The sequence below is a fragment of the Sphingobium abikonense NBRC 16140 genome, from assembly GCF_001598335.1.
Classification (GTDB): domain Bacteria; phylum Pseudomonadota; class Alphaproteobacteria; order Sphingomonadales; family Sphingomonadaceae; genus Sphingobium; species Sphingobium abikonense.
This window is the reverse complement of sequence record NZ_BCYT01000001.1, coordinates 1-12,753: the sequence shown is the minus strand read 5'-3', so window position 1 is coordinate 12,753 and position 12,753 is coordinate 1. Positions and strand designations below refer to the sequence as shown.

Sequence of the window (12,753 nt, the reverse complement as noted above, 5' to 3'; positions counted from 1 at the left end):
CGCCCGCGCCACTGCGAAAGGCCCCTGCCCGCCGGCGCTCGCGCCGCACGGGCAGCGCGGGCCGGCCGGGCGTCCATCCCATGACGCCCGGCCCTTTTCCGCCCAGGGATGCGAAGGACTATTTTCCGTGGCCAATCCCGACTATCGCGCGCTCGCTGACAAGGCCCAGGCCGAAGCGGACGCCGCCCAGCTCGACAATGTGCGCGACCGCTGCCTGCGCTCGGCCGCCGCCTTCCTCGCCATGGCCCAGCGCCAGGATCTGGGCGATCGCAACCGCGCCCGACGCGAAGCCGAACTCGCCGCCGCCGCCGCCGATACCGATAGCGCGACCCCCGACATCCCGGCCTGACGCCATAAACGACGCGAAATGTAAGAAAATGGTGCCGCTTACGTGACTCGAACACGTGACCCCATCATTACGAAGGCGACTCAGCGCCCGACGGAAAGGCCAAGTTTTCCGCCAAATTTCGGGCCAATCTGGGTGGCACTTTCGCCCTTCCCCACGCCGTACCCAAATGCAACACTGTTCCGGTTTGGGCAGTTCCCTACTGAAAGCACTTTGGTAGGGGACGATGCTGGAATGCGACCTGCGCTATACCCCTCTCAAATCGCATATGCTGCGGACGTTGTTCCCTGATAAGCCGACTTGGCACTAGCCGCTGCATAGATCGCTGCGCTTACATCCGGCTTTTGAAGGTCAAGCACCCGGCATCGGCCTTCAATCTCTGAAACCGCCTCACCCGCCCATACAGATGCCCATTCGCCTCCGCATAGCAGGCAAGGCCGTGAAGCTTGGGCAGAGAGTCGGCTAGGTGATGCCCATGCGGGTCAACAATGTCGGCAACAATGCTCCCATCGGCCTGTCGGCTGAAAAACACGAAGTGGGGCCGGACAATGCGCTTATCGTCCACATCATCATAAACGATGCCCGATGAGTCCTGACTGGCGCGGGCCGGGTTACTATACCATGCTACCCTGCCATCCTTCGCGGCCTCGGCCTCCAGGACCACTCGCTCCCATATGTTCAATTCATCGGGAAACAGCCCGTCCGCGTCGCAAAGCATATGCTTCCCGTAGCGAGCGAGCGGAGTTTCAGTACCGTTGGCTTTGCGTGCCATCGTCGGCTGCAGCCATGCTTTCGGGCGGGCAAGGAACACGTCCAATGGATTGGCGCTCAGTTCCCGGGTTTGGCGATAGGCTTCCTGCCGTTCGTCTGTCAGGGCTGCAATCGCGACTCGATACTCATTCAACCAATGGTTTGAAAGGGCTTCGCCAGCAGCCTCTAGCACGTCCTTGATTTCCGGGATCAGGCCCCATGCCGCAACATCGGTATGGGCGTTGATCAGGGCATCCTCTTCGTCCTCTGCATTCTCATCCTTCGCCGCTAGATGTCGGCTACCTCAACGAAGTCGTTGAACGTCATGCCTTGGCTGGCAACGTCGGCTTTGAGGGTTTGCCCTTCAGCTTTTCATCACGGCGGCGCGCATGGTGGCAATCTGGGCGGCAAGGTCGGTTCGCACCTGATCAAGAACTTTGTGCATTTCGGCATGGGCCTTCTTCCCCGCATCGGGAAGCAAGCCATCGTAGGCTATTTCATGGGCAAGTGCCGTCAACCGCTTGACCGGGCGGGCAAGCCGCTTGGGTAAGGTCTGCGACGGCAACGACAACAGCTTGTCCCATACCGTCTCGGGAATGTCGGGGTTTGGGTGAACCTCAATCGGACGAAGAAGCACACGGCACAGCGGCAAATCTTCCCCCGTCTCGCCAGCCGACATAAGGCAGTGACGACCGCAGTAACCGACTCCTTGTCGAATTTAGGCAACAGGCAACCCACTGCATTCAAGCGATCATTGCCGGCAATGCGTCGGGCAAGCGGGGAACGCACCATGCGCCCCAGCAACTGCGTGATATGCATCCGGTCCGTGGCGGCGCGAAGCGAAACCATCACCTCGGGGCGGGGCAATCCCAACCGATGCTGATCGCGTCCTTCGCTATCAGAATGCGGACCCAATCGGAATCCTGCACCCGCTCCGGCTCGATGTAGGGAACTGAACGACTGCCAAACGTCTCAGTCCTATGTTCGCCCAGTACGTTGGCAATGCAGTCAGGTCGGGCCATTCCGCGTATATCGCGTCCAGCCAAATGCTGATCTCCTTTGGATCGCGCGAGTTGGGCATCTGTAGGCCCATCAAGGGCTTGACCGTATCCGGCTCCCCCTGTTCCTTGGCATAGTTGGCCCATGACGGCCCGTCGGGTTAGTCCCGCCCGAAACTCTTGGGGTCCAGCCGCTGCTTGTCGGCGAACATCTGGTCGCTTTCCGCCGAAAGATAGCTCGGCACAAAGGTGCTGAATGCCCGCCGCGGCTTGGTCAGCAGCACGGCATCTAGGTCGATGGCCTGCAGAAACTGCACGCCCGCCTGCCCGTTCTTCACCCACCGCACCTCGGCATCCAACGGAGCAGCAAGGCCAATATCCAGCGCGATCCGCTCCCCCACCTCCAGGGTCAGGCCAGTCTCGACCATCGCCCCGGTGCGGGACATGTTGCGCAGCCGAACCGCCTGGCTCGCCGACCGCGCCATAATCTGGCCAGTGCGCATGATCCGCCGCCGTTCCGCCCGTTCCCGTCGATGCCCCATGGCCTGCGCGCTCGACTGCCGGCTTCTCTCCAGCGCCGACTGCGGATCGAGCGGGCGGCCGTAAATATACCCCTGAATGAGCGTGCAGCCCAGCGAACGGACCAGAGCCAACTGGTCATCCGTTTCCACCCCTTCCGCCGTGGTGATCATGCCCAGGTCGGCGGCCAGTCCGACAATGGCCTTGATAATTGGCGCATTGTTGTTTCCCGGCAGCGTGGCCCCCTTGATGAAGGACTGGTCAATCTTGATCTTGTCGAAGGGAATGCTTTTGAGATAGCTCAGGCTCGAATAACCGGTGCCAAAATCGTCCAGGGCGATCTTCACCCCAAGACCCTTGAGCGTGCCGATCGCCGCCCGGGTCTTGGCGGTTTCATTGAGCAAGGCTCCCTCGGTAATCTCCAGTTCCAGCCTGTCGGCAGGGAGCCCGGCATAGGCAAGGGCGCTGGCGACGACGGAAGGAAGCGCCTGATGCGCAAACTGGATCGGCGATATGTTGACCGCCACGCTGACGGGAGCGGGCCATTTCGCCGCCTCCATGCAGGCAGTACGCAACACCCACTCGCCGATCTCGGCAATTAGGCCCGCCTCCTCGGCCACCGGGATGAAAATGGCGGGCGACACGGCTCCTCTGGTGGGATGCGTCCAGCGCACAAGCGCTTCAAACCCTGTAAGAGCGCCGCTCACCGTATGCACCACGGGCTGATAGGCGACGTGGAACTCTCCGCGTTCCAGCGCGCGCTGCATGTCCTCCTCTATCTGTTGCCGGACACGCGCCTGCTCATGCATGTCGGGCGCGAAAAAGCGGTAGGTGCCCTTCCCCGCGGCCTTTGCCGCATACAGCGCTAAGTCCGCGTCCCGGACAAGGTCGACCGCCGACCGATCGTCATAGTCGGACGTCGCGATGCCGACCGACGCGCCGATTGACACGAGATGGGACTGAATCAGATAGGGCTGCGAGAGGGCGTGAATGATGTCGCTGGCTATGGCGGACAAAGCGGCACCATCGCATATGTCCGCAAAGACGAGCTGAAATTCGTCCCCGCCCAAGCGACCGACTTTTCCCCTGTCCGCGACGATCTTGACCAGGCGACCGGCTACCTCCTTCAGCAGCTGATCCCCGACAGGATGTCCCAGCGTGTCATTGACCAGCTTGAATCGGTCGAGGTCTAGCATCATCGTCGCGCATCTTTGGCGGCGGTGCATCGACGACACGAGGCTGTTTTCCAACGTTTCCCGCATCGTGTCGCGGTTCGGCAAGGTCGTCAGCGAATCATATCGGGCCAGCTGCAACAGCTTGATTTCCGATTTCTTCTGGTCCGTCAGGTCGAAGGCAAAGCCAACAAAGCCTTTGTACCGCCCGGCATCATCATAGACAGGCTCACCCGTCAGGGACCACCAGAGGTCGTCATGTCCTTGTGCCTTGAGCACAAGTCCCTCAAATGGCAATCGTGAGGTCAGGTAGAAGCTGAGGCTGCGTTCGGATGCTCGCTCGGCCAGGCTCGCGTCATTGTCGATCAGGTCCGGGAGACTGATGGGCATCCGCTCGTGGCGTTCTCTGGCCGACAGGATGTTCGGGCTGACATAGGATAATGAGCCATCGACGCCCGTTTCCCAGAACCAGCCCTTGCCGCTCCCCTCATATTTGGTGAGCAGCCGTCGCGCCTGACCATCAGTCAACGCGGATTCATTGGCAAGGGCAGGTCGGGCTGGTCGCAATATCATGGTCCCGGTTTGGGCAAGGAAAGGAGCTGACGGGATGCCGCGTCAGCCATCCGCCTGGAAACGGTCGCTGATGACCTTGCCGCCAAGATCCTCCGCGCGCGGGATGGGATTGACCGGGGGCGGTAATGCTGCCGGACCGGTGTCGGCGCGGTCCGCGTCGACAGACCAGCCCATACCGGCCGCACTGCTCCCTTGGGGCGCTAGGTTCTGCGGATCATTCTGCCCCGCCTCGGCGACAGTCTCACCGGATTCGCTGTCACCGCCCTGATCGACGGCGGCCACGATCATCACGCCAACGCCTAGGACGAAGAGGAGAGATTTATCCACGAGCCAAGGTCCTTTTCAGCATGTCGAAGGAACGACATTTTCATTATTGTAAATGCCGTTCGTGCCCCCGCCATAATCGCGCTGATCGCGGACAGTCATCGCCGCAACGGCGGAAATCCGGTCCTGCGGAATGAAGATGCGTGCGATCATCGGCTGATAGTCATAGGCGACTTCCACGAACATCAACGCGCCATCATCGGGGGCCGTGGCGGTCTGTCCCTTGACGGTAACGCCCGTCAAATTGGTGTCCCCCGCCTTGCCATGCGAAGAAGGCCAGGATTTGGACCCGCGGCATCTCTGCCACCGGATGCGGTAGCGATTGGTGGGATTGGGATTGGCCACCGGTTCGATGCTGCTCAAAATCACCCTACCGTGCCCATAGACATTCAGCCGCCCGGCCTGCAGGCCAGCGCCGGTCAGAAGGTCATTGATCTGGGCTTCGGTGATCTGCTTGTTCGCCAGGACAGTGCCCGTTCCGATCCGCGCCGCATTGTCCGCGACATGCAACGCCAGCTGGCTGATCCGCATCTTGGTGGTCACGAAATTGGTCAATTCCGCGCCGGTGAGCGCGACCGCCGTCATCAGTGGTAGCGCAAGCCCGAATTCCACGGCGGCCACCGCGCGGCGATCCAGCAGGAAGCGGCGAAAGCGCACGCGCAGGCTCATTTGCAATGTCCCACGGTCGGCGCGCCATATTCGCCCTGTTCGCCAAAGGGCTGATTTTCCAGCACGGTGCGCGCTTCGACCGTCACGTCCTTGGACAAACCGATGAGTTCTGCCATCGGGAACAGCCGGGGATAGGTGATCGTCACCGTGTAGACGACATCGTCCTTCGCGCCGCCTTGCCCCCTGTCGCCTCCATCACGGTCCCATATGGTGTTGTTATTGTTGTCCTGAAACGGCTCGTCATTGTCGCAGCGTCCGTTGCCGTTGATGTCCTGAAAGGCTTCGGCCGTCGCCTGCGCCGCCTTGGTAAAATCCCGGAAGTAGCGGCGAGAAAAATCCACTTTGGAATTGGCCGCCAGATGCTGGACTTTTTTCCGTACAGCGTCATCCAGCAACTGCTGCTGCACTTCGGCCTTGCCGCTTTCAAGCGTGGAATCCCGCGCGCTCTTCTGCACCGCGCCCTGCAGGACCGACTGCATATAGAGACTGTGGGCGAGATCCATGAAGCCAAGCAGGGTGGAAAACAGGACCGTCGAAATAAGTCCGAATTCGACGATCGTCGCGCCGGCCTGGTCAGCCGCCAATGTCTCGCGGGCGCGCTTGTCCCGCCTCATCGGGTAAGCCTCAGCTGCGAAATTTCGTCGGCGATCTGTTGAAAGTTCGAAATCAGCGTGGCGCTGTTGGCCGCGACGTAAAAGCGATTGGGCGACGCACAGGATTGCAGCAATGCCTGCGCGCTGGAACTGACACCCGTGCCAAACGACACCACCCACAAGGTGATGTTTTTCGACTTGATGGCTGAACATAGCGCTTTGGTGCGCTCATTGACGATGCCGTTCAGCAGCGTGTTGCTGGGCCCGGCGTTGCTGCGCGTTTGCCGCCTGTCCCACCAGGCGATGCCATGAGCGGTATAGCCCTGATTGGCGGTGACGGTATCGCCATCCGTCATGAAGACGATATGCCGCTCAATTTCGCCGCCAGCGGGCGTGAAGGCATTTTCCGATGCGAAGAGCCCGGTCGGAGACATCAGGCGCGCGCCCCATAACAGGCCGATGTCGTGATAGGTGTTGCCGTTCGCGACCAGCGTGTTGACGTAGGATTCAAAGGCGTTAGCCGCCGGATAAGCCTTCAGCTTCGACGCGGCGCTAGGGCAGGCATAGGTGTAGTTGCGCGCAAGGTCGGATGTCGTCTTGACCTTCGCCGTGGTCCAGTTGCCAGAAGCATCATAGCGCCCCCAGACAAGATCGGGCAGCAACGGCCTCCAGCGCGAGGCATCGTTGCTCGGCACCATGTCGATATCCATGTCCAAGGCGCTCGCCGGAACAGGCGAGAATTTGCCTACCGGGTCGTCATTTGTCAGCTGGTAGGTCTGCCGTTCCTCGATACAGCCATTCCAAGCCACCGTCGCACTCTGCCCATAGGGACCGACCGGGGCGGTGATGCTGCTGTTCCAGTTGCTACCACCGGCTTTCAGACCCGACACATCGAACGTCAGCTGATCATATTCATATTCCTTGAACCCGCTTGCGTCCGACCGCGTATAGTTTCGTTTGAGATAGCCCGAAATGTAGCGCCGCTGGATCTGGCATTTGCCGCTCACGATCACGCCCTGATAGGTATAATAGCGGCCGTCCTGATTGGTCGACCAGGTCACGACGCGGTTCTGCCCGGTCACGGTCGACTGCTGATTATAGGGCGCGCTTTCGGAGCCGGTCATTTCGATCCCGTCGGCTGGCACCTTGCCGGCACAACTGGTCCCGCTGGCCGCGCCATGATTTTCCCACGCGCTCCAGTTCATGTTGTAGGGAATTTGCTCGCTGGAGGCGACTTCCGCCTTGCCCTCCTTGAAACCATCCACGTCAGTGTTGCCGGTCGTCTTGGCCTTGCGGGACTGGTAAGATGCGCCGCTTACCATCCATTCATTGCGCAGCAGGCGGCCGACATTGACGTTGGACGAATAGGGCACGAAGCCGAAGCGCAGCTGAACATTATTGTTTTGCGCGCCGGACGGGTTGCTGCCGCAATCAGCGGTCGTGTTGATCTTGGCCAAAGCCTCGTAAAAACATTTGACCGCCTTTTTAAGGCCGTTGAGCTTCGTGTCGCTGTCCCCCGGATTGATGGAACCCATGGAACCAGTGGTGTCGAGCACGAACATCACGTCCGTATTGGGGATGCGCATTTCCGCATCGCATGTGACGCCCACGGTTTTGGTCGAATAGCCGAATATGACCATGATCGTCATGGGGATCGTGACGGACGCCGATCCAGTGACTTTCCCTTTCAGTTCCGTGAAGGATTTGGTGAGGTTGCTGGAACCGTAAGAGCCGGGCACATAATTGATATTGAAAATGCCGTCAGCGGTGGTGCGCGCCTTGTTGTTGCTGGCGTTCCACGCGCCGCCACCCATCTGCTTGCGTCCCGCCAGAGCGCCGGCGTCGCAGGCATGTTGCAACCTCGTCTTGACCAGATAGATGCGCGCCATATCGACGCCGCCACCGATAAAGCCGAGAAGCGGAATGAACCCCGCCGCAACGAGGACCAGCACATTGCCCGCCTGATTGTCGCGTAAACGCGCCAGAAAACCCATGAATCACCCCTAAGTTGGGGCTCTTGTGGGACAATCTGATTGATTATGGATTAAGTTAGGCGAACAATCTGCCTGATCCAGATCAACCGAGTTACGAGCACCTATGGACAGGCTTGGAGCAGCAACGGCAATTCTGCTTGGGGTCAAACGCTTGCAAATCGCGAAGTTCCTTTTGACGATCAGGTGACGCTGGAACTGAGCGACGATGGGAAAGGCCGCATCCGGATGCCTCGCGCAATGCTTCCTCCGATCCGTGGCGGCAAGGACGGGTGGTTTGAAGTTAGGGATATAAGGATGGGAGAAAACGAGATTACCGGCACTGTCCAAGTCAATGTCTTTAACTCGCCGAAAATGAGAATTGATCGAATTGCTGGGCATATCAGCCTAAGTGGCAAAGCGGGTGACTATGCAGGGGTATGTCAGCCTTTCGCCCCCTCCACTGTTAAGCGAGCCTTCTAAAAAAAGCTCGCGGTAGGAAGCTTTCATGCGGCACTTTGCTGTAGTCGTTGCTCTATTTCCGCTGGCCTGCAGTCCAGCGATCGCGCATCCAGGCGGCCTGAACGCTCAAGGCTGCCACCATAATCGTAAAACCGGAGACTACCATTGTCACAGACCCCCGGCCGCGAAGACCGGGCAACCAATGACAGCTTCAGGTTCCAGTCGTCCCTTTGCTAACTGCGCTGCCGCTCGGGCGGCCGGTGCAGCTCCTGTTCGTCTTGGCGATCGAGGTTACGGAAGACATCTTGATCGCGACGGTGACGGGATTGGCTGCGAGTAGACTAGCGGCACGGGCAAGTTACTGTATTAGTCAAGAATGCGCTTCTTAGTTTGTCTCTTCGCTGCCCTGCCCTGCATCACCCCCGCGTATGCGTGGGGACCAATCGGTCATCGCATCACCGGCGCGATCGCTGATGAAAACCTGAGCGGCCTTGCCCGCGCCAATGTCAGGCTGCTGTTGGGTGTCGAGGACTTGGCGGAAGCGGCGACATGGCCGGACGACATGAAATCCGATCCTTCGCCTTACTGGCAGAAGCAGGCCAGCCCGTGGCACTATGTCACGGTTCGCGAAGGAGACGAGTACAAGCCGTCGGACGCGCCAGCCGAAGGCGATGCCATGTCCGCCCTATCCAGGTTTACTGCGACCCTGCGCGACCCCAAGGCCTCAATTGAAAATAAGCGCCTAGCCCTCCGGTTCATCGTCCACATCGTCGGTGATTTGCACCAGCCGCTTCATGCCGGTGGTGGCGATGATCGCGGCGGCAATGACTTCAAGGTGACGTGGTTCAACCGATCAACCAATCTACATTCCGTCTGGGACTCCGCCATGATTGAACAGCGGTCCCTTTCCTACTCGGAATATGCTGGATGGCTGTCCAGGGCGATCACCCCGCAGCAGACGATCGCATGGAGTGACGTCAATCCTTCGACATGGGTTCGAGAGAGCATCGCCCTGCGTAAGACGATCTATCCCTCCGATCCTGCCCTCTCGTGGGACTATACGTATCAGCACCGCGCAGAAATGGACGATCGCCTCAAGCGTGCCGGAGTTCGGATCGCAGCCTATTTGAACTGGGTGTTCACCACGCCCGACGACAAGCGCAAGTGACATGCCCAGGGGCACCCATCACGATCTGACGGGCCTGCTGCTGGACGGCACTCCCTATCCGGTCCTGCGGACAGATGATGGCGGGGAATGGCGGTTGGAACTGTTGCAGCGGCATCGGCATCTATTTGGCACCAGAGTCCGGCTAGGCGGAACTCGCAGCGGATTTGACCTCATCGCGGTAGATCGCATCGGCCCCGTATGACGCGGGATCAGGAACTTTGGGGCGTCGCAGGCATGATGCTGAGCCGCTACGGGCAAGATGCTCCAGTGAAGGTTGCAGAGCGGCTCGGCGCGTTAGCGATGGCTGGCGAAGCTGGAGGCGTTGCCATGTGGCAGGACATAGCCAGACGCCTACAGACACTGATGGCCGACCAGCATCACGCCTAAGCGGCCCATCGGTCGAGGTCAGGAAATAGTGGCAACCGTGGCGGCATAGGCGGCTCAATCACATTCGGGTCATAGGCCGATACCGTCACCCACTCCACACGCCAGTCCACAATGATGCTGCGGCCTTCCACCCTTATCAAGCCAGCCCCATAGCGAGCGACCTCCCATTTGCACTCAAGCCGATCATCATATGCGCCTTGAAGCAATGTCCCGTCACTAAGGCCAATCAGAAAGCGGTCATCATCCTCATAGGGAACGGACAGCGTGGTTTCGATGTCGCCGCTGACACGCAGGCGCACGCTTTCCGGCACAGGTTCAATTTTGACGGTCATCGCACAATCACCCTTTCCTACATGAGAACATATAGCGAACATAGCGGCTGAAAAGGAGTCGGCAAAGATGGATATTGATGGATCGCTGCTGGTGGGCGTGTCCGCGCTGATCACCAGTCTTGTGAATGCTTGGCGGACATTTCGCGTCACTACGAACGAAAGTATCGACCAGATGCCTCAGAAGCCCGCTGGGAACGCTCGCCGGAGCAGGACGAGGATTGCCATGCGCAAGCGCGGATCGGCGCTCCTGCATTGGCGCAAACGGCGTCTCGGGACGTCTCGCGCTGGAACCGTCCTTTAGCGGGTCGACATAGGTGGTGCCCCACCCGCATTGTGCGAGAGTGGGGCACTTCTGCTCAGGTCAGAACGCTGTATCGGCAGTCAGGATCAATTTGCCAATCATGGCCTAGCCTCTCTTTAAGCATGATAGCCAGGTGCGAGTGCGTGAAGCCAAGATGTTTCAGGACAGCGACCAAACGGGCACGGGTGTTGACGCCCCGCTCCATGCAGGCGGCGAGCAAAACAATGGCCCGGTCGTTCTTACTGGTGTCATGGCCGCAGGCTTTGTCCAACGCACGGAGATCGTCGAACAGGGTAGGATCATTATCAGACATGGGTTTTTCTTCGAAAAATAAATAGGTGGTGGCCCCCGCCCGCTTTCGCGGGCAGGGAGTAGTTTGATTTAGATGGCCATCTTGCGGGCACCTGCCTCCACAGCGGCCAGCAGAGTGTCATTGGCCAAATGGCTGTACCGCATCGTGCTCTTGTGATCGGCATGCCCCAACACCCGCCCCACAGCGAACAGGTCGATCCCTGCATTGATCATGAACGATGCGGCAGAATGCCGAAGGTCATGGATGCGAAGATCGGGCAGTAATGCCGCCTTCCGCGCCGTCTGCCACCCATGCTTGATCGACACGAAAGGCTTACGGGTTTCCGGGTTCGGCAGGACGTAGGTGCATTTGTCGAACCTCGGCACCGCCCTAAGAATTTCGATCGCGGATGCTGACAGTGGAACATGCCTTGCCCGCCCGGTCTTCGATGTCGGGATCAACCATTGCCGCTTGTCCAGGTCCACATGCCGCCATTCCGCCTTGAGCAGTTCCGACACGCGCGCCCCTGTCAGAAGGAGCAGCGCCACAATATGCTTCAGCTGCGGATTGTTCGAAGCTTCCACGGCCGTGATTAGCCGCTTGGCCTCGGCGGCACTGAGAAAGCGGTCACGCGCGTTGTTGATCGGCTTGCGAGGGATCCCTTTCACCGGATTTTTCACCACACCCGGCATGTTCCAGCGAAGGGCCAGTTCGAAGGACCGATTGAAAAGCACACGGATCTTCTCGACCGTAGCTGGAGCCAGCCCCTCCCCTTGTTTTTCCGCCAGCCACTTAGCGATGGCAGGCTGCGTGATCTCGTCCAGCCGGAGCTTACCCCAGCGAGGAACAAGGTGCAGCCGGATGATGCGTTCCGTGTTTGCCGGGTTCTTCTGGTAGGTTCTTGCATAGTCCAGATGTTGGCCAGCAAGTACCGCGTAGCTGGGAATAGCCCGTTTCTCGGTGCGTTGAGCGGCAGGGTCGCCGCCAAGTACAACTTGGGAACGAAGGCGTTGCGCCTCCTTACGGGCCTTATCAAAGGTGATGTCGCTATAGGCCGCGATCTTATGGGTGCATTGGCGGCCATGTTCGTTTTGATAGCGGAGATAATAGGTCTTCCCCCCGGAGTTTCGGCATTCAAGCACGAAGCCGGTGGTGACGGTGTCATAGTAGTCGGTCTTCTTCTTGCCCGGTTCGCACTGGGCGAGCAGGCAGAATGACGCATCAAGTTTGCACTTTGGCATGAATGTTTCCTTTTCGAATAAAATGGGAGCGTGAGCTTCGCCAGCGCGCAGAAGGCGGCGCGATGGGGACAGGCTCGGGTTGGGGCGATCGGTGCTGTGGGATTACCCAAATCGCCCGGAACGTGCCTCGCCCCCGAACGGGGCGACGTCACTGCAGTAGTCCAAGGGACAGCAGCAAGATTTTGGTGGGGGGAAGGGAGGCAGCACGAGCCACTTTTCCGTGATATATGGTGATCTTCTTTCAGCCATTTTCAGAGGTTTCCCCTACCCCTCCCCCCACCTGAGGGTCAGTATTCGTCTTCTTCGATGATCTTGCTGTTCAGCAGTTTGATCGCTTCGGCATCCAGATCGATGAGGGGCACCCGCCATTTCTCCCGACCGTTAATCCGCCTGGGTGCACCAAGCTTTTCTCGCAACACCGAGCCGCATTCACGGCATTGGTTGTTCGTCGGCTTGTCCAGGCCGACAATCTTGAGCATTTCACTGGCGGTCAGTTGCATGTTTGACTTGTGCCCCAGCCGGTCGAGGTCGATCCATCCCATAACCATGTCGGCAACGGCACTGACTACCTTGTGGCGATCATTCCAGGCTTCGAGTTGCTCTTCCTCTGGCTTGGTCAGCCACCACTGTCCGCCCTCGTTAAGTTCGACGGTGTT

Annotated in this window: 16 protein-coding genes; 5 read left to right on the top strand and 11 right to left on the bottom strand. The window is 59.4% G+C overall.

Annotation, left to right across the window (positions count from 1 at the left end):
- Positions 1 to 127: 127 nt before the first annotated feature.
- Positions 128 to 349: a hypothetical protein gene (locus SAB01S_RS00075; RefSeq protein WP_062731186.1), complete on the top strand. Its 222-nt coding sequence runs from the start codon at positions 128 to 130 to the stop codon at positions 347 to 349.
- A gap of 328 nt (positions 350 to 677) precedes the next feature.
- On the opposite strand, the gene SAB01S_RS00070 is transcribed toward SAB01S_RS00075, so the two are convergent.
- From SAB01S_RS00070 to SAB01S_RS00040, 7 genes are all read right to left on the bottom strand, one after another.
- Positions 678 to 1,289 carry a hypothetical protein gene (locus SAB01S_RS00070; protein WP_157078231.1) on the bottom strand — a complete coding sequence of 204 codons (612 nt, stop codon included), beginning with the start codon at positions 1,287 to 1,289 and terminating at the stop codon, positions 678 to 680.
- Between the two features lie 171 nt (positions 1,290 to 1,460).
- On the bottom strand, positions 1,461 to 1,775 hold the full coding sequence (locus SAB01S_RS00065; protein ID WP_062731184.1) for a hypothetical protein: 315 nt from the start codon (positions 1,773 to 1,775) through the stop codon (positions 1,461 to 1,463).
- Positions 1,776 to 2,255: 480 nt separating this feature from the next.
- On the bottom strand, positions 2,256 to 4,313 hold the full coding sequence (locus SAB01S_RS00060; protein WP_169802535.1) for an EAL domain-containing protein: 2,058 nt from the start codon (positions 4,311 to 4,313) through the stop codon (positions 2,256 to 2,258).
- A gap of 87 nt (positions 4,314 to 4,400) precedes the next feature.
- Positions 4,401 to 4,685 (bottom strand): hypothetical protein, encoded by a 285-nt coding sequence (locus SAB01S_RS00055; RefSeq protein ID WP_157078230.1) that lies wholly within the window; start codon positions 4,683 to 4,685, stop codon positions 4,401 to 4,403.
- Between the two features lie 15 nt (positions 4,686 to 4,700).
- Positions 4,701 to 5,351 carry a TadE/TadG family type IV pilus assembly protein gene (locus SAB01S_RS00050; protein ID WP_062731181.1) on the bottom strand — a complete coding sequence of 217 codons (651 nt, stop codon included), beginning with the start codon at positions 5,349 to 5,351 and terminating at the stop codon, positions 4,701 to 4,703.
- Positions 5,348 to 5,965 (bottom strand): TadE/TadG family type IV pilus assembly protein, encoded by a 618-nt coding sequence (locus SAB01S_RS00045; RefSeq protein ID WP_062731180.1) that lies wholly within the window; start codon positions 5,963 to 5,965, stop codon positions 5,348 to 5,350. The genes SAB01S_RS00050 and SAB01S_RS00045 overlap by 4 nt, the downstream gene beginning before the upstream one ends.
- Positions 5,962 to 7,938, bottom strand: a complete 1,977-nt coding sequence (locus SAB01S_RS00040; protein ID WP_062731179.1) for a pilus assembly protein — start codon at positions 7,936 to 7,938, stop codon at positions 5,962 to 5,964. The genes SAB01S_RS00045 and SAB01S_RS00040 overlap by 4 nt, the downstream gene beginning before the upstream one ends.
- A 484-nt stretch (positions 7,939 to 8,422) precedes the next feature.
- On the opposite strand from SAB01S_RS00040, the gene SAB01S_RS19005 reads away from it, so the two are divergent.
- The 4 genes from SAB01S_RS19005 to SAB01S_RS19050 are packed head-to-tail and all read left to right on the top strand — an operon-like array spanning position 8,423 to position 9,931.
- Complete coding sequence (locus tag SAB01S_RS19005; protein WP_083951050.1) at positions 8,423 to 8,716, top strand: excalibur calcium-binding domain-containing protein; 294 nt, start codon at positions 8,423 to 8,425, stop codon at positions 8,714 to 8,716.
- Between the two features lie 36 nt (positions 8,717 to 8,752).
- Positions 8,753 to 9,544 (top strand): S1/P1 nuclease, encoded by a 792-nt coding sequence (locus tag SAB01S_RS00035; protein WP_062731178.1) that lies wholly within the window; start codon positions 8,753 to 8,755, stop codon positions 9,542 to 9,544.
- A gap of 1 nt (position 9,545) precedes the next feature.
- Positions 9,546 to 9,746 (top strand): DUF5818 domain-containing protein, encoded by a 201-nt coding sequence (locus SAB01S_RS18760; RefSeq protein WP_062731177.1) that lies wholly within the window; start codon positions 9,546 to 9,548, stop codon positions 9,744 to 9,746.
- The gene (locus SAB01S_RS19050; protein WP_062731176.1) at positions 9,743 to 9,931 is read left to right on the top strand and encodes a DUF6961 family protein; all 189 of its coding nucleotides are present in this window, start codon (positions 9,743 to 9,745) and stop codon (positions 9,929 to 9,931) included. Before SAB01S_RS18760 ends, SAB01S_RS19050 begins: the two co-directional genes overlap by 4 nt.
- Here the strand turns inward: SAB01S_RS19050 and SAB01S_RS00020 are convergent.
- The 4 genes from SAB01S_RS00020 to SAB01S_RS18565 all read right to left on the bottom strand — a co-directional run.
- The gene (locus SAB01S_RS00020) at positions 9,928 to 10,263 is read right to left on the bottom strand and encodes a hypothetical protein (RefSeq protein WP_062731175.1); all 336 of its coding nucleotides are present in this window, start codon (positions 10,261 to 10,263) and stop codon (positions 9,928 to 9,930) included. The two genes, SAB01S_RS19050 and SAB01S_RS00020, sit on opposite strands and share 4 nt — an antisense overlap.
- Positions 10,264 to 10,619: 356 nt before the next feature.
- A complete protein-coding gene (locus tag SAB01S_RS00015; RefSeq protein WP_062731174.1) occupies positions 10,620 to 10,877 on the bottom strand; it encodes a hypothetical protein in 258 nt (85 codons plus the stop codon).
- A gap of 68 nt (positions 10,878 to 10,945) precedes the next feature.
- On the bottom strand, positions 10,946 to 12,097 hold the full coding sequence (locus tag SAB01S_RS00010) for a site-specific integrase (RefSeq protein ID WP_062731173.1): 1,152 nt from the start codon (positions 12,095 to 12,097) through the stop codon (positions 10,946 to 10,948).
- Between the two features lie 287 nt (positions 12,098 to 12,384).
- On the bottom strand, positions 12,385 to 12,753 hold a 369-nt coding region (locus SAB01S_RS18565; RefSeq protein WP_169802534.1), incomplete at its 5' end, for a hypothetical protein.